The 22658-nt window shown below is 42.4% G+C and carries 19 protein-coding genes; 8 read left to right on the forward strand and 11 right to left on the reverse strand.

Annotated features, from left to right (window positions below):
• Positions 1-5: 5 nt before the first annotated feature.
• Positions 6-1112: a YHYH protein gene (locus LNTAR_RS15225; RefSeq protein WP_007279617.1), complete on the reverse strand. Its 1107-nt coding sequence runs from the start codon at positions 1110-1112 to the stop codon at positions 6-8.
• Between the two features lie 278 nt (positions 1113-1390).
• Between LNTAR_RS15225 and LNTAR_RS15230 the strand changes: the two genes are divergently transcribed.
• A complete protein-coding gene (locus LNTAR_RS15230; RefSeq protein ID WP_007279618.1) occupies positions 1391-2113 on the forward strand; it encodes a YebC/PmpR family DNA-binding transcriptional regulator in 723 nt (240 codons plus the stop codon).
• A gap of 107 nt (positions 2114-2220) precedes the next feature.
• Here LNTAR_RS15230 and LNTAR_RS15235 read toward each other — a convergent pair whose 3' ends face one another.
• From LNTAR_RS15235 to LNTAR_RS15245, 3 genes are all read right to left on the reverse strand, one after another.
• Positions 2221-3024: an enoyl-ACP reductase FabI gene (locus LNTAR_RS15235; protein ID WP_007279619.1), complete on the reverse strand. Its 804-nt coding sequence runs from the start codon at positions 3022-3024 to the stop codon at positions 2221-2223.
• A gap of 1 nt (position 3025) precedes the next feature.
• A complete protein-coding gene (locus LNTAR_RS15240; RefSeq protein WP_007279620.1) occupies positions 3026-3817 on the reverse strand; it encodes a tRNA threonylcarbamoyladenosine dehydratase in 792 nt (263 codons plus the stop codon).
• Positions 3818-3963: 146 nt separating this feature from the next.
• Positions 3964-4434 (reverse strand): thioredoxin family protein, encoded by a 471-nt coding sequence (locus LNTAR_RS15245; RefSeq protein WP_083800052.1) that lies wholly within the window; start codon positions 4432-4434, stop codon positions 3964-3966.
• Between the two features lie 78 nt (positions 4435-4512).
• On the opposite strand from LNTAR_RS15245, the gene LNTAR_RS15250 reads away from it, so the two are divergent.
• Positions 4513-5544 carry a Gfo/Idh/MocA family protein gene (locus LNTAR_RS15250; RefSeq protein WP_007279622.1) on the forward strand — a complete coding sequence of 344 codons (1032 nt, stop codon included), beginning with the start codon at positions 4513-4515 and terminating at the stop codon, positions 5542-5544.
• 9 nt (positions 5545-5553) lie between these two features.
• Positions 5554-6501 (forward strand): D-2-hydroxyacid dehydrogenase, encoded by a 948-nt coding sequence (locus LNTAR_RS15255; RefSeq protein WP_007279623.1) that lies wholly within the window; start codon positions 5554-5556, stop codon positions 6499-6501.
• Between the two features lies 1 nt (position 6502).
• On the opposite strand, the gene LNTAR_RS15260 is transcribed toward LNTAR_RS15255, so the two are convergent.
• The gene (locus tag LNTAR_RS15260; RefSeq protein WP_007279624.1) at positions 6503-8107 is read right to left on the reverse strand and encodes a sulfatase family protein; all 1605 of its coding nucleotides are present in this window, start codon (positions 8105-8107) and stop codon (positions 6503-6505) included.
• The gene (locus tag LNTAR_RS15265; RefSeq protein ID WP_157473615.1) at positions 8094-9641 is read right to left on the reverse strand and encodes an outer membrane protein assembly factor BamB family protein; all 1548 of its coding nucleotides are present in this window, start codon (positions 9639-9641) and stop codon (positions 8094-8096) included. Before LNTAR_RS15265 ends, LNTAR_RS15260 begins: the two co-directional genes overlap by 14 nt.
• A 255-nt stretch (positions 9642-9896) precedes the next feature.
• Between LNTAR_RS15265 and LNTAR_RS15270 the strand changes: the two genes are divergently transcribed.
• Both LNTAR_RS15270 and LNTAR_RS15275 read left to right on the forward strand, forming a co-directional pair.
• The gene (locus tag LNTAR_RS15270) at positions 9897-10676 is read left to right on the forward strand and encodes an IclR family transcriptional regulator (RefSeq protein ID WP_007279626.1); all 780 of its coding nucleotides are present in this window, start codon (positions 9897-9899) and stop codon (positions 10674-10676) included.
• A gap of 86 nt (positions 10677-10762) precedes the next feature.
• Positions 10763-11512: an AraC family transcriptional regulator gene (locus LNTAR_RS15275; protein ID WP_007279627.1), complete on the forward strand. Its 750-nt coding sequence runs from the start codon at positions 10763-10765 to the stop codon at positions 11510-11512.
• 16 nt (positions 11513-11528) lie between these two features.
• Here the strand turns inward: LNTAR_RS15275 and LNTAR_RS26695 are convergent, their stop codons facing one another.
• From LNTAR_RS26695 to LNTAR_RS15290, 3 genes are all read right to left on the reverse strand, one after another.
• Complete coding sequence (locus LNTAR_RS26695; RefSeq protein ID WP_007279628.1) at positions 11529-12803, reverse strand: heme-binding protein; 1275 nt, start codon at positions 12801-12803, stop codon at positions 11529-11531.
• 293 nt (positions 12804-13096) lie between these two features.
• Positions 13097-14062 (reverse strand): beta-propeller domain-containing protein, encoded by a 966-nt coding sequence (locus LNTAR_RS15285; protein WP_007279629.1) that lies wholly within the window; start codon positions 14060-14062, stop codon positions 13097-13099.
• 1 nt (position 14063) lies between these two features.
• Positions 14064-15047: a Gfo/Idh/MocA family protein gene (locus tag LNTAR_RS15290; protein WP_007279630.1), complete on the reverse strand. Its 984-nt coding sequence runs from the start codon at positions 15045-15047 to the stop codon at positions 14064-14066.
• A 132-nt stretch (positions 15048-15179) separates the two neighbouring features.
• Between LNTAR_RS15290 and LNTAR_RS15295 the strand changes: the two genes are divergently transcribed.
• The 3 genes from LNTAR_RS15295 (at position 15180) to LNTAR_RS15305 (ending at position 20185) form a co-directional block, all read left to right on the forward strand.
• Positions 15180-18410, forward strand: coding sequence for a DUF1553 domain-containing protein (locus LNTAR_RS15295; RefSeq protein WP_007279631.1), 3231 nt, complete (start codon positions 15180-15182; stop codon positions 18408-18410).
• Between the two features lie 10 nt (positions 18411-18420).
• Complete coding sequence (locus LNTAR_RS15300; RefSeq protein ID WP_007279632.1) at positions 18421-19854, forward strand: DUF1501 domain-containing protein; 1434 nt, start codon at positions 18421-18423, stop codon at positions 19852-19854.
• Between the two features lie 67 nt (positions 19855-19921).
• The gene (locus LNTAR_RS15305; RefSeq protein WP_007279633.1) at positions 19922-20185 is read left to right on the forward strand and encodes a hypothetical protein; all 264 of its coding nucleotides are present in this window, start codon (positions 19922-19924) and stop codon (positions 20183-20185) included.
• Between the two features lie 557 nt (positions 20186-20742).
• Here the strand turns inward: LNTAR_RS15305 and LNTAR_RS27980 are convergent.
• Both LNTAR_RS27980 and ltrA read right to left on the reverse strand, forming a co-directional pair.
• On the reverse strand, positions 20743-21162 hold the full coding sequence (locus tag LNTAR_RS27980) for a group II intron maturase-specific domain-containing protein (RefSeq protein WP_238527774.1): 420 nt from the start codon (positions 21160-21162) through the stop codon (positions 20743-20745).
• A complete protein-coding gene (gene ltrA / locus LNTAR_RS15310; protein WP_007279636.1) occupies positions 21089-22084 on the reverse strand; it encodes a group II intron reverse transcriptase/maturase in 996 nt (331 codons plus the stop codon). The genes LNTAR_RS27980 and ltrA overlap by 74 nt, the downstream gene beginning before the upstream one ends.
• Positions 22085-22658 lie beyond the last annotated feature (574 nt).

The raw sequence follows: 22658 nt of genomic DNA on the forward strand, positions 1-22658 counted from the left end.
TTAGCTCATAGGATCTCGATTTCTTTTTGTTCCTTGCGATCACGATGATGGGGTGGTGGATGAGGAGGACGAAAATCTGAGTCACCACGTTGACCCGGTGGTCCTTGACGGCGATCGTCCCCCTGCTCTCGTCCGCCGCGTCCTTGACCGCGTCCCTCTTGATTTTCACGACCTTGATCGCGACCTTCTTGGCCACCGCGACGCTCTTGTTGATTCCCCTGACCATTATTGCGCCCTCCTCGACGATCGAGAAAACTGTCATCGGGTGTACCCTTCCAAAAACGCGAAACAAAAGGAAAACTCTTGGTTATTACATAATAGTAAGTCCCTTTGGGGTAATCTGGTGTAACACCAAAACGACCATTGCATTCATCTAAGTCTCCACTGTCCTCGACATATTCATAATCATTGGCATAGGTACCATCATAACGGCCTGAGGGCCCATCTGAGGGACGCTTACCTTTTTTGAGTTGATAAGATGATTTTAACTTAGTGAGACCTGAACGAGAATTCTTAGCACTCCTATAACCATATTCACTATAAATGGGAAAACCATCGGCAGCGTAACCTACGAGTGCCATACGTTGACGAGTGGTTTTTTGCTGAGTTTTAATAAAATCTGTTGGTGTTCCATGGTAATGATAAAGCCCTGAGTGATCGACGTGACCATAATTATTGTCAAGACCTAGAAGCCGTTTTCCACGACTACTAATAGCCTCTTCTACCCAATCTCGATTATTGTTCCAATACTCGGCTGTTGAAGGTCGAAAGGGAACGCCGTTAAGAGCGACGCCAAAAGAATTCGGGTTGGATTGTGTTGGCTGATCATTTGTTTTGGGGCTCACTGGTACTCGGTAAGATTTGGATGTTTCCTGCATGGAGTTCGGCCCACGGCTATTGACTGAATGATCCGGAATACTATTGGTCTCGATATAGACATAGGATTGGTCTTTTTTAATCGTCACTCTATTTTTGATTTTGCCTGACGACGCAGCTAAGATCAGGCGGCCAAAGGATTCTTCCTTTTGTTCTTGGTATTCTACATGACCATTCTCGTGAGCCATCGCTAAACTAAAGGTAAACAGAAATGGCAGGTAAATAAATTTTTTCATAAAGTCCTCGTTGTTATTGCTTATACTCACTCAATCGTTTTAATATTTGCAAAGCTTTCACTTAGTTTAGAAATAAGCGGAGTTTTACTCAAGGGCTAAGGTTCAAATAATAATCAAGTTCACCACAAAAAGAACCTTCATGTGGAGTCGAGTCGTGGTTCTTTTACTCTCGACAAGAAAAGAAGCGGATATCTAGTTTTTTCGTGCTTAACACACTTTCAAAAGTTCTAGCCCCCGTTAGATTCAAAGATAATATAAACACAAGCAAGAGATCTATTATGGGAAGAACATTCGAAAACCGCAAGCACTCAATGGCCAAAACTGGTGCAATGAAAATTAAACTTTATACGAAATTTGGTAAAGAAATTTATGTTTGCGCCAAAAACACCAGCTCTGATCCCGATAATAACCCTATACTCCGTCGTTTGATTGATAAAGCTAAGAAAAGCTCTGTTCCTTCTCACGTCATTGAAAATGCTCTCAAAAAAGCCAAAGGTGGTGGTGGCGAAGACTACCAACCTGCGCGTTACGAAGGTTATGGTCCTGGTGGCTGCATGGTCATTGTCGATTGCCTCACAGATAATAATAACCGTACGATCTCAGAAGTTCGCAACTGCTTTACTAAGTGTGACTGTAAACTCGGCGGCCCTGGTTCAGTGGCTCACATGTTTGAACACCAAGCCATTTTCGTTTTCCCCGGTGATGACGATGAAGTTGTCTTAGAAACCTTAATGATGGCTGATATTGACGTGACAGACATTACAGTTGAAGATGGCATGCTCACTGTATTTGCACCTCATACTGAGTTCTACAAAATCAAAACTGCTTTAACTGAAGAAACTCCAGAGATCAAATTCGAAGTTGAAGAAATCACTTATGAACCTCAAAACATGCACGCTGTTGCAACTGCTGACGCAGCACGTTTCGAGAAATTTATCAATATGCTCGACGATTGTGATGACGTTCAAGAAGTCTACCACAACGCAGAAGTAGAAAGCTAAGATCTTTCTCTTTCAAACTTAAAAAGGCTTTATAGAAAATTCTATAAAGCCTTTTTTATTTCTATGGAATTTCGTTAAGTTGATAAAACCATAACTAAGCCAAGTGACTAACGCATGCAGTCGTTAATCACATCACGATCAAAGTAATTGATGCTCATGCCCGCATCTACAACAATTGTTTGAGCATTGATTCCGCTGGAGCGAGGGCTCAGTAAAAAGAGTGCTGTATCGGCGGCTTCTTTTGTTTGTAGAGCTTTTTTGCGAGGGATCACTTTTTCGGCAAAGAGATAAGAGTTGATGTAGTTAGGAATTCCTGCAGATGCAGAAGTCTTCAATAGTGAGGCACCTACGGCATTAACACGAATATTAGTATCTTCACTCAAAGACTTTGCGAGGAAGGCAACAGATGAATCGAGAGCGGCTTTCACCGGTCCCATGTAACCGTAGTTTTCAGAGGCCATACGCGTTGTGGAAATTGAGACTGTGACGATTGCCGCGTCTTCGTTGAACTGTTCTTTCAGTGCTTTTGTCATGGCGAGCAAAGAAAAGCAAGAGATATCCACTGCCTGTAAAAAGTCTTTTCTCACTGTTGAGTGGAAAGGCTGAAGGCCTTCTGAATAATTGGCAAATGCAATGGAGTGAACAAAACCGTCAAGGCCATTGGGAGCGAGAGTTTTTATTTGCTCTGCAGCAGCGTCAATTTGCTCTTGATATTCCACATCACAAATAATGATTTCTCTATCTTTTAATAAGCGGGCTGAGAGTTCTTCTTTACGCTTTTCTGAACGAACGATGTAAATAACTTTGGCACCTTCTTGTTCCAGTCCCGAAGCAATTCCCCAGGCAACTGACTTTTTGTTAGCGACACCGAGAACCACAAAGGTTTTTTCTTCGAGATTTAGAAATGACATTTTACTTTTCCTTAGTTTTCTTTAAAATTCCTGCAACCGCACGTTCTGACATCATAAAGCCAATCACCCCAGTAATAAAAGTAGCCGTCCCATAACCGCTTCGGCAATCCAGATTTCTGGACTCACCTTCTTCCACTTCACCTACTTCACAGGCTTCTGGTAAGACGGGTAGTTCTTGCGTGTATACTGCTTCAACTTTGAACTTTTTCTTTTCGTAACGGGTAAATCCATACTCGTTGCGAAGTTTCTTGCGCACTCGCGCTAAGAGCGGATCATATTTTGTGCGTGATAAATCTTCCACTTCGATCCGGGAAGGATCTAAACGACCACCTGCAGACCCCGATACAACAAGTCCAATTTTGCGTTTTCTACATTCCGCAATAAGGTGGCATTTTGGGCTCAAGCTATCGATGGCGTCAACGACATAATCAAAATCGTGGGTGAATATATCGTCAGCATTATCTTTTGTATAGAAATCGCGAACGGCGTGAACTTGGCATTCTGGATTAATAAGAGCAATGCGTTCTTTGAGAATATCGACTTTAGCTTTACCAGCCATGCCAGTCATCGCTTGTAACTGGCGATTAGAATTGGAAAAGCAAACATCATCCCAATCCACGAGAGTTAATTGTCCAATACCTGTACGGGCTAAAGCTTCTACAGCCCAACAGCCCACACCGCCAACTCCAACAACTAAAACATGCGCTTTTCGCACAGCTTCTGCACCTGCTTTACCATACAAGCGTTGGATCCCGCTAAAACGGTGCTCAAATGAACCTATTTCAAGTTCCATAAATCTTCCAATAAAAAAATTCTGTCATCTCAAATAGAATGACTCTAATGGCGACAAAATAAGCTCATTTACGAAAGTTCCAATTCCATCTGAGCACAAAAAAAGTGCTCAATAAATGAGCACTTTTAAAGCGAGCGGAATTAAGTTTATTTCATGGCAGCTTCAATATCTTTCCCAATACTTTTTGCATCGCGTCCTTCGACAACTTTTACCACTTTACCATCTTTATATAAAACCACATGTGGAATATATTTAATATCTTTTGAGGCTTTAGGGGCTTTATCCACATCCACTTTTACTATAGTAGCTTTGCCTTTGTATTTTTCAGCCAATTTGGTGATTTCAGGACTTAACTTTTTGCAAGGTCCGCACCAAGTCGCGTGGAAGTCAACTAAAACAATGCCTTCTTTTTTGATCACGTTTTTATCAAAGTCTTTATCTGTTACATCAATAATGTTCTTATCTGCAGCACTGAGGCCAAGGCTTAAAAGTAATGCACATGCGATTAAAATTGTCTTGAGTTTCATCTGTCTTATCCTTATTTGTTTTTTGTTGTTCCTACTGCTATTTCTAATTTTTGAGCTAATCATTACATACTTTTCTAAAAAAAGATCCATTTTTTTTATTCTGACTTCATAAATCCTCTTTTCTCGTGCTTAAGTAAGCGATCAATCAATTTCCAAAGAAGGACTCAAATGAAAATTCGCATTGGCATTATTGGCGCTGGAGAAAACACTCGCCTTAAACACATCCCTGGCTTTCAAGCCCTAGAAGATGTGGAAATCATAGCCGTCTCTAATCGTAGTCTTGATTCCGCACAAAAAGTCTGTGCACAATTTAATATCCCCCATGCCTATGATGATTGGACACAAGTAATCCATCACCCTGAAGTCGATGCGATTATGATTGGAACTTGGCCCAACATGCATGCCAAATTAACTCTCGAAGCTCTCAAAGCCGGCAAACATGTTCTTTGCGAGGCTCGCATGGCGCGGAACTTAGATGAAGCTCAGGCAATGCTTGATGAAGCGCGTTTGCGCCCCTCGCAAAGAACTCAAATTGTCCCTGCTCCCTTTAGCTTCAAATACGATGCTGAACTCACAAAACTTATTCAGGATAATTATTTTGGCGATATACTTGCCGTGAATGGTCGTTTTAATTTCAATACTTTCTATGACAAAAACGCTCCCATGCACTGGAGAGAAAATCGTGAGATCTCTGGTGATAATATCATGCTCATGGGAATCCTCTACGAGAGTATGTCGCGTTGGCTCGGCCCTGCCAAGTCGCTCTTGGCTTCTGGCAAAGTATTTAGTGATCGCAAATTTTATGAGGGCAAAGAAGTCAAAGTGAAAATCCCCGAGCACCTCAATATTTTGGCCGAACTCGAAAATGGTGCGGAAGCTCATTTGCAGTTTTCCTCGGTAAGCGCTCTTGAAGATACACCACAATCCGTGTGGATTTTTGGTTCGGAAGCTAGTGCCCATCTCGACTTCAAAAAGGATAAACTCTTTCTCGGGAAAAAGGGTGACACTGAACTTCATGAGCATCAGTTTACTCCCCCCAAAAACGCTGTATGGCGTGTGGAAGAAGAATTCATCAATGCGATTCGCGGTTTAGAAGAAGTAAAATTAACTTCATTCGAAACGGCAATTGATTACATGAAATTTACGGATGCAGTTCAACGCAGCCTGCAAAACCATAAAAGAATTAATTTAGTTAAATAGGACTTATACATGAAAACGATTATTCTCGACGCTTTTACTGCCAACCCCGGTGATTTAAACTGGGATGCAATAGATCAAATTACTGAACTCGTGCAATACCCTAGAACCGCTCCCAATGAATTACTCGAACGCATCCAAGGAGCCGAAGCCCTCTTGACCAACAAAGTAATTATTTCTTCAGAAACTATGGATCAGGTTCCAAGTTTAAAATATATTGGTGTCCTCGCCACTGGAACCAATGTGGTTGATCTTGAAGCCGCAACAGCTCGCGGTATCACTGTGACAAATATCCCTGCCTACTCAACTCCCTTTGTCGCACAACATAGCTTTGCTCTCATCCTCAATATTTTTAATAAAGTGGCTCAGCATTCGGAATCGGCTAAAGCTGGTGCATGGGCCGATTGCCAAGACTTTTCTTATACACATGGCGTGCTTAATGAGCTTCAAGGAAAAACTTTGGGAATTATTGGGCTTGGTTCCATCGGCAAAAAAGTTGCGGAGATCGCAAAAGCTTTTGGCATGAAAATTGTTGCGCTCAAATCTGCGCGCCCCGCAAAAGATCCGATCGAGCGTTTAGAGTTTAATGATTTCTTCTCCCAGAGTGATATCATTAGTCTTCATTGCCCATTGAGCCCAGAGAGCCAGGAAATTATCAATGCTAAATCACTCGCCTTAATGAAAAAGTCCGCCGTAATTATTAATACGGGTCGTGGTCCACTCATCAATGAGGCCGATTTAGCACAAGCACTTAATGAAGGTCAAATTGCCGCTGCGGGACTCGATGTTTTAAGTTCTGAGCCCCCTGCCGCAGACAACCCCCTACTCTCTGCAAAGAACTGCTTTATCACGCCACATATTGCTTGGGCAGCTCAAGAATGCCGCGAGCGCCTCATTCAAATTGCGGCCGATAACATCAAAGCCTTCTTATCAGGAGAAGTTTTAAACAAAGTCAATTAAACTACTTAATACCGTCAACTTTGACATTTTTATCCACTTTCCTTGGGAGTTTTGCAGAGAGCTCTGCAAAACCCTTAGGTAGGAAAGGAGTTTCACCAGTGTTCTTCTGGGCTTCACCTGGAGTGCTTCTGCCTTCATCTATATACTTCTGCATTTGAACGGTGAGGCGATCGACAATATGCGGGTATTTAGCATAAAGGTTCACGGTTTCAGCTGGGTCGGATTTCAAGTTATAGAGCTGAATAACGGGTAGCCCCTGAGCCGACGCCATTTCAGGTGTAAGGTCACTCTTAGGCCATCCGCCTGAACCCGCACAAAAAATCAATTTCCAATCACCTTGGCGAATCGCATAAGACCCATTGATTGAATGATGCACAGTCGCGGGACGTTTAAAGTCATAAGGCCTATTTATAAGCAAGGGTAAAGTAGAATAGGAATCCTCTCCTGCATTCTCTGGTAATTTCACTTCGAGGATATCCGCCAAAGTCGCCAACATGTCTGTGGTGCAAATAGTTTGTTCTGAAACAGACCCCGCTTGCACTCCGCCATTTGGCCAAGTGACGATATAGGGAACGCGATGACCACCTTCAAAAATATCGGCCTTGCGACCGCGAAATCCATTACTCGGAAAATGTCCGGCATTATTAATTTCTACGATATCCGCCCGAGGAGAAATTCCGTTATCTGCAGTAAAAACAAGAAGTGTGTTATCAAAGATATTATTATCTTTTAAAGTTTTGATAAGCTCCCCCATGTGGGAATCTATCTGCAAGATAAAGTCAGCGTACTCATTGACACCACTCTTTCCCTGAAATTTTTTAATGGGAAGGATCGGTGTATGCGGAGATGGCAGAGGTAAATACAGAAAGAATGGTTTGTCTGATTTTGCGTTTTTCGCAATAAATTGATTGGCTCGACGAAAAAAGTTTGGGGTCACATCCTCGATATCAAAATCGGCCGACATGGGTCCCCCACGCCAGAGACGTTTACCTTCTTCGCCTTTTCTTTCGCTAATATCCAAGTTTGTGACGCGACCGTTTTCCACATAAACATAAGGCGGGATATCTAAGGAACTCGGAATAGAATAGTAATAGTCAAAGCCATGAACATCAGGACCATTTTCCACTCCTTTAGCATAGTCAATTTTTGTCCCAGGAGTATACCCCCAATACAAGGGATCAATTTTTACACTATCGGGGTGAAAACTAAAGTCCCAGCCCAAATGCCACTTACCGATCATGCCCGTATGATAGCCCTGACCTTTCAAGAGTGAGGCTAGAGTCATGCGACCTGGTTTAATGAGAGATGGTGAGGTGCCGCCAATCACGCTCTTTTTCAGATGCGTGCGCCAAGCATAGCGCCCCGTAAGAATTCCGTATCGCGTTGGAGTACACACTGAAGAATTGGTATGGGTATCAGTAAACATCATGCCATTTTTTGCCAAGGCATCTATCTGCGGCGTATGAATTTTTGACGAAGGATTAAAACAGCTCACATCGCCCTGCCCCATGTCATCCATGAGTACATAAATTATATGAGGTTTCTCCATAGCCTGGAGACCAAGGATGAAAAATAGATAGGCGATTAAAAACTCACTTTTTTGCATTAACTTCTTCCTTATTTTCGATGCAGATAATTTCTTTCATTGTACGAGCAAAGAGTTTCCCTTGGGAATAGGTAAAGGAACTTAAAGTCCAAGTTCTTCCCGCTTCTCCTAAATCATTTATAGCGACCAAGGCTTTTCCTTTTTCTAAAGTTTTTGTCGTATCAATCACATAAACGGTCCCTGTAACAACAGGGAAGATGAGGTGCTTGCCAACAAGAATGGGACTTGCGGATTGCATGTGCCCAAAGCCTGCTGTGTTATGTCCTTTATGACCGACCGCAAAGCCTTTTTGATTAATAGGAATATTTTTCACTTCCTTAATTGAATTTTTGAATTGATCTTCGGATCTGGAATTCTTTCCTGGAATAACTTGAGCTGGCAATTCAAGGTACTCAACTGAACCGGTGCGGACATTAATTTTTCCCAAATGAGCTGAGGCATGTGCTAAAAAATAATGATCATCTCCCACAAGGATATTTGTTGAATATGTTGCGGGTTTATTTTTTTTGCTTTGTAAATCGGTTTCCTTTGAAGGCTCATCACTTTTATGAAGAATGACATTTTTAAGAAAATTAACTTTTTTAAAGATACTGCCATCTTTTGTGTTCAAAGTGTAGTGGTACTCCCCGGCAAAAAGCGGAATAAATTCACTATTCCAATGAAGATTTGTCTGAACAAAATGAGCAAAATCTTTCGTCCAAATTGCTTCACCCTCACGCCCTTTTTCTAAGCTCATCAAAGTTAAACCTGCGGGTCCTTCCACTGGAGCGTGTGGCCCTCCACGTACTTCTACGAGGGCTCGCTCACCATTTTTCAATGTATTGACAAGCGGATTACTGTGAACTGTAATTCCATGTTTATCGCGCCACAGAATTTCCCCAGTGTTTTTATCTATCCCGTGAATATAGGTCCAAAATTCGCGATTTTGACTGAACTCTTTTTTCTTCTTCAAATCCTTTTTTCCAAGAGACGTGTATTCCTCTTTTTTATTCGCCATTTCCACATAGAGAATCGCATCGCCTTCAATACGGGGTTCGGCCTGACGATTCGTGTGCATATAGCGCGGCTTGAAAGAACGTCGCCAAATCTCTTTGCCATCTAAATCAAAGCAAGCCATTTGACCACAGCGATTAAAAAACCACACTTTTTCTCCATCACATAAAGGAGAAAAAACAGTGCCATCAGAAAAACCACTTGATAATTGAATCGTCACTAAACCTGGAAGCTCTTTTTGCCAAAGTATTTCACCTGTCTTGCCATCTAGACATAAAGCTATCACATCTTTCACCGCCATTTTTTGATCTTCTGATTCAATCGCTTTATGCATGGTAGTAAAGAGTTTATCTCCCCAAACAATGACCGCTGATTGCCCTGCTTCAGCAAGTGCCCTACGCCATTTAATATTTTCATTGCGCACTAGGCTCCACTTAATGGGCGCATCACCTTCGACTTGGTAATTGCTATTAGGCCCCATAGCACTGGACCAATTTTGCGCAATGAGCACAGAGGGTAATAACAATAATAAAAATTTCATATACATAAATACTCCTAGATTTATTACACACCATACGGGTAAGCCTAAAAAACTTGACTCCTAAAAGCACTCTAAGTAAAGAAATACTTATAATAATTCTTACGACTAATTCCTAATGAAAATGTTAAGTTAAGAGCACAACAACGATTATCCTCTAAAAACACCATAAAAAATTACGTAAAAACACTCTTTTTTTCTATATATCAAAAAAAGTAGATTAAGTTATGCAAATTATAAATAGAAAGTGAACGCGATATGTCTGCCGAAAAAGAAATAAAAAGCTCTTACATCATCCCCAATCTCGACCGTGCCTTGAGAGTCATGGAATTACTTGCTGATAATCCAAAGGGCTTAACTATGTCCGAGATTTCCGATGCTTTAGAAATCCCAAAAAACTCCGCCTTTCGGATAACTGCCACAATGGAGCATCGCGGTTTTTTAGAACGTGACCCACTTAGTAAAGCCTTCATTCTAACCAACAAGATGACAAATATCTCCCATTCAACCATTGCCGAAAAAAGCCTCGTTGAAAACGCTTGGGAATCAATGCTTAAACTCAGGGACGAGAGTATGGAAACCGTACTCTTTGGTACTCTCGTCAATACTCAGGGAGTTGTTTTGGAGCAGGCTCCTGCACGCCATAGCTTTAAATTCACTGTTGATATTGGCACGCAATTTGATCTCCATACCGCTGCTCCTGGGAAAGCCGTCTTAGCCTACATGAGTGCTCGTGAACAAAGTCATTATATCAAAGCTATGAGCTTTGAACAATTCACCAAAAACACCATTTCTAATGCCGATGATTACTACGAAGAACTAAAAAAAGTTAAAGTCCAAGGTTTTGGCGTTGATTGCGATGAAGAACGTGAAGGCATGCGCTGTGTTGCCGCTCCAGTATTCAACTCTAAACGTCAGCCCATTGCTGCCATTTGGTTGACTGGCCCCTCCAGCCGCATTCCCATCAAGAACTTTCCAAAACTCGGCCAACTCTGCATCAACGCAGCCACCGAAATCTCCAAAAAACTCGGAGCTTAAGTTCGAGTAATTTCATTGCTTAAAAAAGGCATAATAAATACCAGGTTAGATTAAATCTGATTCAGAATATAATTCATTAAAATTTTATGAGCCCAGATAAAAAAGATAAACAAAAAGAATTTCTCAATCAATTACGTCCTGATTTGAACTTCTCCTTATTATTTCAGGATCTACCGCAAACGCTCTTTTTTGCGAAAGACGCCAATGCTCGTCTGATTATGGGAAATAAACTTTTTGTGCATCACTGCGGCTTTCGCGAAGAAGAAGAAATTATTGGATTAAGCGATGATGATATCTTTCCACCCGAACTCGCTGAACAGTACAAAAACGACGATATAAAACTCCTTAGTACTGGCGCAGCAAAAAATAATATCATTGAACTATTCCCCAATTATCTAGGTGATCCCACTTGGTTCTCCACAACAAAAATTCCGCTCTTTAATCAAGATGGAAAAATCATTGGTCTTTGCGGCACTTGCCAAAGTCTCGATGAATCCTCTCAATTCGTTCGTCCCTATAAAGAACTGGCTAAAGCTCTCGACTATATAAAAGAGAACTATCACAAAAAGATTACCGAGGAGCATCTAGCCCAAATTTCCTGCTTATCTGTTCGTCAATTTGAACGTAGATTCAAAGATACTTTTAAGACCACGAGTCACCAGTACATAATTAAACTTCGCATACTCAAATCCTGTAAGCAGTTGCTCAAAGCTAATAAATCTATTTCTGAGCTCGCCCTAGATCTAGGATTTTACGATCAAAGTGCTTTCACTAAAGCCTTCAAGAAATACGTCAAAACTACGCCTCTTAAATATCAGAAAAAGCATCTCAAATAATTACAACTCAATAAGTTTATTTAGAACTGACAGGTAGTTGCACTTCCCAATAGCGATTTTCTCGAGGTACCATAGGACTATTGTAACCCAGGAGTCGAGGCTCACCTGTAACTTCCCACTGATTTTTCTCGAGAAGATACGCTTCAATTTTCTCTATTGCCTCAGCAATTTTTTGTTTTGATTCACTCCCTCTAATTCCAATGCTTAAATAAGCTTGAGCTGGCAAGTCAACAACTTCGACTCCATTACCTTTCTCTCCTGTAGAACCTATGTTTTGATTGGCATAGAGAAAGGCCATATTTTTACGCGACTGGCCCTCTGTATCTAACTGCATTTCTACTGGCGCAGTCATAGAAATACCAGATTTTTTAATATGATAAAACAACTTCATAAACGTACTGCTTTGACCTGAAGAATCCGCTTGTGCTGCTCGATAAGCAGGATACTCTTTCAAAACCACTTGGTTCACTGGTCCAGGATCGGGAAAACCCTTAGGCAAGTTAGACTCAATAATTGGTTTAAATGAACTCGTCATTGTTTTTGTTTCCATTTCCTGGCTCAATACTCCATATGCTTTATTTAATAATTTTCTTAAGGCCCAAGCATTATTATCAGCTTTGTGGTGATTTTTACTCTCAGAAAGAGCCCTCTTGATAGATTTTTTCAGATCATTATTGAAAGTTCCTTGGTTCCAGTAAAGCAAGGATTCTAATGCCAAGCTATAGACATCTACGCAAGACTGATGTTCCCCTGAATTATATAAGCGAACTCCTTTTTCTATGGCAGACTCAATCAGCTTGGTCATTTTTTCTTTATTCGCCATTTCTGCTTGGGGAAGAAGAACTTGATCAATAACGTGAATGACCCCATTGGAAGTACTTATGTCATTGGCAATTATTTTTGCTTTATCGATGAATAGTTGACCATCTTTCACATTCGTTTTTAGACTTTGACCTTGCAGTGTGTAAAGTTCTTCAGCAAACAAATCATTTGCTTTGAAGACACCAGAAATAACATGAAACTTTAGGATATCGATCAGTTTTTGTTTATTTTCAGGTTTCAAGAGATCTTCAACAGTCCCAGGTGCTAAGCGTCCAAAAGCCTGATCCGTAGGTGCTAAGACAGTTAATTCACCCTCACCTTTTAAAACCTCGGATAAGCAAGCCGCATCTACTGCCGCCAAAAGAATTTTAAAATTACCACTTGCAGATGCAGTCGCATAAATATTGTTCTTTTCACTTGCCGATGCAGTCAAAACTGCCAAGCTTATCATTAATAATATTTTGTACATTTTTTTACTCCTTATTTGAAAAAATCGTTCAAAACGTTCACTGAATGATGTTCCAAAAAAATTGCTTAGCAAAAAAATTTATAAATATTATCTATTAAGTATTTATAAATGTAGCTCTTATTAAAATCTAAGAATTTTTATTGAGTATTAATGATCAAAATTTATATATACTTTTCATCTTAAATCTAAAAACTATGTCTAAATTTTACACGTCCTGTTATGTTGTCATGAAAATTAAAAACCCAGTAGAAATAAAATTCATACTGGGTTTAAAATAAGACTGTAGAGTAAAACTATTTAAACTCTAGAAGCTTATCGTTTACACGAGTTTCAGCGGGAATAGATTTGAGTTTGTTTAGAGTTTGCTGTGCTTGTGCTCCATCAAGTACAAGACCTGCGGCTAAACCATTACCAAAGTTCTTAAAGTCCTCCATCTCCCACACGAGTTTTTTATCACGAGTGATTTCAAACATCTGCGGACTTCCTTGGCCAGCGTGACAATTACCGATGATCAAATTACCATTATCACGTTCGACTAAAGTCGTCATCCATTTCATATTTTTATCTGTACCAGGAATTTTCTTCGAAATTTCCCAGACAATCTCTTTACCTTTATTAACTTCGATGACGCTATTACCCCCACCCGTTGCAATTAAGTAATTGCCATTTTTGAGGCCAATTGCACCGTAAACTTTGTTGCCTGTATCATACTCCCAGACTACTTCGCTCTTAGCATTATATTCACGTACAAAATGATCATTTTCGTGGCAGGCTAACCAATTGCCATTGGCGAGTTGGCGCACCAAGCGCGTATCGCGATGAACATCAGGCTTATCAACTTTTAAGTCAATTTTCTTGATCTGTTTGTTTTCTTTATCTACAAATACGAGCCTCTTCGGGCCACTCTCTGCAATCATTGTAATGCCATCATCTAAACGAACAAAGGCGTGTACTTCGACTCCTTTCCCTTTATTGCCATTCATATTCCCCGCATCATAGGACCACACAACTTTTTTATCGAGAGTGATTTCGACGATGCGACGCCAATCATCCTGTAATAAAATATTTCCGTTGGCAAGCATGTGAACGTCGTGTTGACCTGTACGAACTTTTTGCTTCCATAAAATCTCGCCCGCTTCATTGCGAATCGCCACGTGATTTTTACCATAAGATTCACAGAGTAAAGTCAGGCGTTTTGAAAAATCTTCTGCCTGAACGGAGAACAATAATAAACTAATTAATATCAATACTTTTTTCATCTTAAGCCTTCGTTCCTGTTTTGTAATTCACACCCATTATATCTCGTAAGTCATCCATGAGTTGCATCATATTCATCGTCCATTCAAAAGAGTTCACTGAACTTTCTTTCAAACCTTGCCTTAGGCACTGATTAACTTCTTCCACTTGCAGGAGGTAATCACTACCTTCATATGAAGTGTCAAAAGTTTTCTCAACGCCGTTTTTAAGGGTGATTTTCTGAAGAGTCCAAGCCTTCGCATGAATCGTGAGCGTACCTTCTTCACCCTCAATGATTGCCTGCCCTGGACTCTCCTTGACTACACTTGAATAAAGCTCAGCTTTTGCGCCATTCGCAAAATTCAAAAAATAAGTACTGGTCGCATCGACACCCTTATCTGTTAAATCAGCTTCAGCCTCTATTGATTTTGGGAAACCAAAAAAACTGCACGCTAGAGTCAGAGGGTAAATGCCCACATCAAGCAATGCACCGCCACCTAAGGCCGGCTCAAAGAGCCTTGGCTTATCTTCTGGGCTCGAAGTAAAACAAAAATCTGCGCTCATCATTTTAATAGGCCCAATGGCATTAGCGGCTAAAAGCTCTTGAACCTTTTTCATACCAGGTAACAAGCGGCTCCACATCGCCTCCATGAGAAAGACATTATTATCTTTAGCACATTGAATCATTTTTTGAGCTTCACCAGCATCCAGAGCAAAGGGTTTTTCGCACAGAACGTTGCGACCGTGCTTCATTGCCAACATTGAATGTTCACAATGATAGCTATGTGGTGTAGCAATGTAGATAACATCCAGTTTATCATCACTACAGAGTTCTTCATATGATGAATAGGACTGACTAGCCCCGAAACGTTTTGCGAAGTTCGCAGCTTTATCTAAACTTCTCGAACCCACTGCGTAAAGCTCTGCATTTTCGCTTTGTTGAATAGCTACTGCAAGCTTCTCCGCAATCCTGCCTGGGCCTAGTATTCCCCATTTTATCTTTTTCATATTTCAAAACTCCTTTTTTGATATCTAGAACTTTATTTATATTTTAAAAAATAGGTTTGATTTTTCAAAATACTAGCACTATTATTATTTAACTTTTAATATTTTAATTAAAACACACGGAGACGCCTAAGCATGAAGCTGAACTCACTACTCGCTTTCACCACCCTCAGTAGCCCTCTCTTTGCCGTCGACTTCCATAAAGAAGTTAAACCCATTCTCGAAGAGCAATGTATAAAATGTCACGGACCCAAAAAAGATAAGGGCTCTCTACGACTCGATACTTTAAGTGCTGCTCAAAAAGGAGGAGACGAAGGTGAAGCGATTATTCCTGGAAACATTGAAGACAGTCTTTTAATTGAAAGAATAGCTCTCCCTGCCGACCACGACGATATCATGCCTCCCAAAGGTGACCCCCTAAATAAAAAACAGATAGAGCTCTTAAGCCAGTGGATTAAAGACGGAGCTAAATGGCCCGCTGGAACGGTTCTACAGGATCGCTCAACTAAAATTAACGGTGGTAAGCTCCCCGTTCTCAAACAAATTAGAGATGACTTAGATACAGAAAAATTCTTTGCCGAAAAAGTTCACCCCATTCTTAAAAAGAATTGTTTTGAGTGCCATGGACATGACGAAAAACATATGAAATCAGATTTCTGGCTCGCTTCGCGCACAGATTTACTCAAAGGTGGTGACTTGGGCAATGTGGTCGACTTAGAAAAACCTCACATGTCTCGCCTCCTCTACTATATCAATCATATGGATCCCGATATCCAGATGCCCCCAAAGAAGAAGCTCAAGGATAAAGAAATTGCTATTATAACTGAATGGATTCAGCGTGGCGCTCCCTACAAAAAAGATCTTGAGCATGTATTGGTCAAGAAAAATGAAGTCAACGAACAAACTAAGCAGTACTGGGCTTACCAGCCTGAGAAAATGCCGACTCTTCCCCAAGTGCAAAATGAATCATGGCTTAATAATAATATTGACCGCTTCATTCTAAAAAAATTAGAAGACAAGGGCCTTAACCCAGCTCAAAAAGCCGATAAAAAGACACTTATCCGCCGAGCTTACTACGACCTCATTGGCCTTGCTCCTTCACAAGAAAAAATCAATACTTTCCTAGCCGACAAGTCGCCTCAAGCCTTCGAAAAAGTGCTTGATGAACTTCTCGCCTCAAAGCAATACGGTGAAAAATGGGGCCGTCACTGGCTCGACCTCGTGCGTTATGCTGAAACGAATGGTTATGAAAGAGATGGCGCCAAGCCACAAGCATGGCAATACCGTCAATGGGTTATTGATTCATTCAATAAAGATAAACCTTATGACCAAATGATCATGGAACAACTTGCAGGCGATGAACTCGACAATCCAACTCGCGAAACCATCACCGCCACAGGCTACTATCACTTAGGCCTTTTCGACGATGAACCCGCCGATCGACTCCAATCCGTCTATGATGGCTATGACGATATTCTCAAAACCACATCAGAGGTCTTTATGGGCATGACTGTGGGCTGTGCCCGTTGCCACTCCCATAAAATTGACCCTATCCCCATGAAGGATTACTATGGCATGTTGGCCTTTTTTCACAATATCAAACCTTATTCACGTGGCAACCATCAAAATAGTATCTTAAGCAATGTCATAAGTGATAAACGCAAGCAGGAAATCAATGCTTATAACGCTTCTATCAATGTCAAAAGGGCTCCCTTACTTAAAGAAATAAGTCGAATCGAGGATGAACTCTCTCGCATTAGTATGATTGAAAAGCCTGACATCAAGCAACTGAAATTTAAATTCTATCGTTCTTCTTGGGATAAGCTTCCCGATTTCGATATGATAAAAGCCGAAGAGGAAGGCGAGCTTGAGCATGGCTACTTTGATATTTCTCAAGCATCCAGAAAAACGGCCTTCGGCTATGTTTTTGAAGGTAAACTGCAAGTTCCTGAAAATGGGCTCTACACTTTTCACCTCAACTCAGATGATGGTTCTCGACTTTCGATCAACGGCAAGAAAGTATTAGAATTTGATGGCATTCATCGATTCGACAAAAATGATCATAATAATAGTATCACACTCACTGCTGGCGAGCACGATATTAAACTCGAGTACTTTCAAAACCTGCAGGGCTTAGGCCTTCGAGTTTTATGGAGCGGTCCTGGCTTCGATAAAAAACACCTCTCATTGCCAAACGTAAGCTTAAATTCAAAAAGCCTTGCAAAAATCATGCGTAGAGATGGTTCGAGGCTACTTGGTAAAGACACATTCGATCGTTATCAACAAATCAAACACCAACTCAATGATAAATTAAGACTCCGTACTGCAGCAGAATATGTTCTCGCAGTTAGAGAGCATGGAACCAAAGCACCCAAAACTCACCTACTCATTCGTGGCAGTGCCCATGCGAAAGGCGATATTGTTGAACCTCATTTCCCAACTATTCTCACCGATAAAAAACCAAACGTTCAAGCGACAGAAAACACTAGTGGACATCGACGTGCTCTTGCCGAATGGTTGGTACAAGAAAGCCCCATGACCGCAAAAGTAATGGTCAATCGCATTTGGCAATACCACTTTGGACGCGGCATTGTTCGTAGTACCAATGATTACGGCAACTTAGGCGACAAACCCACTCACGAAGAATTATTGCACTACCTCTCGGTCACTTTCAAAGAACAGGATTGGAGCTGGAAAAAAATGCATAAGCATATCATGCTGAGTTCAACTTATCAGATGAGTTCACAAGCCGACAACAAAGCTCTTCAAGTCGATCCACAAAATGACCTCTTCTGGAGATTTAATATGCGACGCCTTACTTCCGAAGAAGTTCGCGATTCCATCCTAGCGGCTACTGGTAAGTTGATGCTCAATTACGGTGGCCCTAGTGTCTACCCAAAAATCAGTGATGAAGTCCTAAAGAGTCAGTCTAAAATAACTTGGAATACTAAAGTCGATAAAGATCCTAAGCATCAGTATCGCCGCTCGGTTTATACCTTTACCAAACGCTCACTGATCCTTCCCGTTATCGAGAGTTTCGATGGGGCCACCACCGATACATCCTGTGCGGTGCGTTTCGAAACTACTACTCCGACACAGTCACTCAGTATGATTAACTCAGACTTCATCAATCAAGCTGCAGAAGACTTTTATCAACGCCTCAAAAAAGAAGCCGGCGACAATGAAACGGCTCGCATTAAACTCGCATGGCAACTGATCACCGCTTCAGAAGCGAGCCCCGATGAAATCAAAACTGCCCAAGATTTCCTCACTGCTTTCAGCAAAGAAAACGGCAATAAAGACAAAGCCTGGCAACAATTTTGCCTGATTATGCTTAACCTCAACGAATTTATTTACTTAGATTAAGGAGACCACGATGAATAGAAGAAACTTCCTCCGCGATATGGGCGCTGGCTTTACTTCCCTCGCCTTAGCCGATATGATGAGCCAAGATGGTTTTTTAAGCTCCACTGCCCACGCAGCCGATGGCTCAGCCTGGCAAAACCCCCTCAAAGCTAAAGCGCCCATGTTTGCGCCCAAAGCCAAATCAGTCATCTTCCTCTTTATGTATGGTGGCCCTTCACAAGTCGATACTTTTGACTACAAACCCCTACTCTATAAACTCGATGGTAAAACCATACCCGTAAAAACACATGGTCGTGGTGGCCATAAAAATACGGGTCGAGTTGTTGGCCCCAAGTGGAACTTTAAACAACACGGTCAAAGTGGCCAATGGGTTTCTGATTTATTCCCCCACCTCTCAAAACACGTCGATGACATCGCTTTCATTAAATCCATGCAAGCCGACTCGCCCATTCACGGCTCGGCCATGCTTCAAATGAACTCAGGTCAAATTATTTCCGGAAGCCCCACCATGGGTTCTTGGGTAAATTATGGCTTGGGCTCCGTTAACCAAAATCTCCCCGGCTACGTGGTTATGCTCGACTCAAAGGGCGGACCTATTAGTGGCGCTAAAAACTGGACTTCCGGTTACATGCCCGCCGCTTATCAAGGCACCATGATGCGCTCCAAAGGCAACCCAATCCTCGACCTCAACCCGCAGAAGGGGATGACGCGTGAACAACAACGCATCATGCTCGACACACTCAAAAAATACAATTCTCAGCATCTAGCTGATCGCGTTGACAACTCCAACTTGGCGGCAAGAATCTCTTCTTACGAACTCGCTTTCAATATGCAAAAGCACGCTCCCGAAGCAGTCGATTGGCAAAGCGAAAGTACCGCCACCAAAGAAATGTATGGCATCAACGATAATTATACTCGTGAATACGGTACTAAATGCCTCATGGCTCGTCGTATGGTGGAACGTGGCGTGCGCTTTATTCAACTCTATTCCGGTGGTGGCCACAATGACGATAATTGGGATGCCCACGGCGACCTCGTCAAAAACCATACCCATCATTGCCGCAGGACCGACATGCCCATTGCCGCCCTGCTTCAAGACCTCAAGCAACGCGGACTGCTCGATGAAACACTCGTGGTCTGGGGCGGAGAATTTGGCCGTCAACCCACTGCGGAATACGCTAAAGGAACTGGCCGTGACCACAACGCCAAAGGCTTCACCATGTGGATGGCTGGCGGTGGCATAAAAGGTGGTATTTCTGTTGGTCAGACCGATGAACTCGGTAACGAAGCCGTAGAAAACCCCTACCACGTCAATAGCCTTCATGCGACCATTCTTCAACTCATGGGCCTCGATCCCAATGCCCTCAGTTACTTCTATGGTGGCTTAGAACGCAAACTCGTCGGCGTCGAACACACCAAGCCCATCCACCAAATTATGGCTTAAACACTTTCACCCGTCTGCAGGGTAACACCTTTTTAACCGCCTCCCAAGGTGGGCACACCTCGCAGAGATGGGGACAGCGCCCCTACACTTCCAACTCAACCCTTTTAATTGGGTACGCCAAGCACCAGCTTGGCATCAACTCACTATTCAAAATCCCCCTCTCCCCTACTGCCCGCGGCGGCTGGCAAGCCTCGTAGGGATGGGGACAGCGTCCCTACACATCCTACTCAACCCTTTTAATTGGGTACGCCAAGCACCAGCTTGGCATCAACTCCAGCAAAAACTTCCTCACCCCTTACCGCCCGCGGTGGCAGCCGCAACCCGCTGTTAAGCGAAGCGATCCAACAAATTGTCTCATTTTATTGCGAACCATGCAACTTAAAATATCCTTCACCTCTTTCTTGGCGGCTTAGCGACTTGGCGTGAAAATTATCTATTTATTCCAACGAAATTGGTACAGGGCAATGATTTTTCGATTCTCTCGCGAAGGCGCCAAGACACGAAGTTTTTGTTCAGCAAATAATTTCAAAAAGTATTTCACCACAGAGTACACGGAGAACTCATAGAAAAGAGGAGTTTTAAGATTGTTCTTTTTGAACAGTTGGCAGATCGGCTTCGCAGGCTCGACTTGTTTTTATGCTGGGAGCGCGGGCATCTTGCCCGCAACTGCGGATAACTCTTCCTTTTCAAAATTGCCCTTCATGTCTTGCTTGGCGCAAAAAAGAGACTTGGGGTAAAATCCAAAAGATCAAGAATAAATAACTGTCTGAATTAGTTTATACGACAAGCCATGAGACTTTATCATTTAATAAGGGTAGGGAAGACTCCTTGCGGAGTCTCCCCTCCTTCCGAACCGTACGTGCGGTTCTCCCGCATACGGCTCTCCAGTCAGTGCTTACTCCGAAGAGACTGAAATTCCAGTTTCCAGGCTTCCTCCAGTGAAAAGAAGCCTAGATCTGTAAAGTAGGCTTTATTGTATTTACGAGTATCAATCATGCGATGAGAACCTTTCTTGCGATTATATTTGGCTATAATGCTGCGCAGTCTTCTGCGTGTAAATTCATCTATACCTCGCATTGCATACACAGTGGAGTGCTTGAAGTATTGATACCATCCGAGAAGATTTGGCCGAAGGTAAGCAATTATGTCCTCTATTGAGTCCTTATTGCTTCTCCTCGTTTTCTTGCGTATGGCATCTTTGCATTTCTTCAGGCTCTGCTTCCTTGGCCAACGTTTAATGCGATGTGTATTTCGCGTTCTCTCGAAATGGTATCCGAGAAACTCGAAGTACTCGCACTTCTCTGTCATGTCGGCAATTCGCGTTTTTTCTGGATGAAGTTTCAGCCCATTGGCTTTCATCCACCTTCGCGTTTTGCGCAATGCCCTTTTTGGCTGATTCTTTACTTTTACACATGATCAGGAAATCGTCTGCATAGCGCACTATCTCGAATCCAGCCTCGGTCATCTTGTGATCAAAGGGATCAAGATAGATATTTGCTAACAGAGGACTGATAATTCCTCCCTGCGGTGTACCTTCTTCAGGTTCCCAATGTTTGAGTCCATCAAAGATATTGGCTTTGAGGAATTGTTCGATCAGATCAAGAATTTTACCATCAATGATCTTTTCCTTGACTCGACTCATGAGTTTCTCATGTGGTATAGTATCGAAGTAGCTTTGGATGTCGGCATCCATAACATAGAGATAGCCCTGCTTTAACAATTCATTCACTCGTCTAAGTGCATCCTTGCAACCCAGCTTTGGACGAAATCCAAAACTGTAGGGCGAGAAGTCGATATCGAATATCGGCTCTATCACATGTTTCAGAGCTGTTTGAACTACTCGATCACGCACTGTGGGTATTCCCAGAGGTCTGGTCTTTCGACCATCACCTTTTGGGATTTCCACTCGGCGCACTGCACTGGGATCATACCTTCCATCTTGCAGTTCTTCGAGAAGCTTAGCATTATTATACTCCAGCTCTGATTCGTAGCGCTCGATTGATACCATGTCCACTCCATGTTTGCCCTTATTTGAGCAGACTTTTTCCCAAGCTTCCATGATATTATTCTTACGCATCAACTTATCTGATAAGCTGTACCACTTGCCTCTTTCAACTCCTCTATGAAGAGTTTTCAGCATCTGATCCGTCCAGACAGAAGGTGACGCCCACGCTTGTATTTCCACAAAGCGTTCATCTCGTCCTAATATTTGTTTAGCCATTTCTGACATTCTTATATTCCTTCTACTCTTTTCTTCTCAGTTTCACCTTCCTACCCCCCTTTGCTCCAGTGGCTTTCACCACCTTCATCGCTACTATGAGGGCTCTGACTCCTGCGTGGCGGATTAATCCGTACTGACCACACAGGTCTCCCTACTTAATCCACAACATCTTCATACCATTCCATCACCAATCACCTGTCAGCGTTTATACACCGCTTTTCTTTCCGTCTTTCTTCAGCGTGTACAACTTGAGCAGTTGGCTTACTTCGCCCTCAGGCTACGCAGCTCTTCCTCCCGCTCTCTGGTCTTCGCCATGACACAGCAGGCTCGACACCCTGACCGGCCGAAACATGTTCGTCATCCTACGGACTGGTATTTCGTCTAGGCCCTACTACCCACCCCGTTTCACAACGACGCAGTTGGCTTCGACTACAGGGCTGACGGCCAACCCTGACGAGGTCTTTCACCTCGCTGTTGTTGTGTACGCATAGGCGTACTGTACCGTTCCTTTAGAACGGAATGAAGGGGGAACTCAGGTCCTATGGTTGAAATCGTAGGCGCAGTTATGCTACGTACCTTCGGC

The organism is Lentisphaera araneosa HTCC2155 (assembly GCF_000170755.1).
Lineage (GTDB): Bacteria > Verrucomicrobiota > Lentisphaeria > Lentisphaerales > Lentisphaeraceae > Lentisphaera > Lentisphaera araneosa.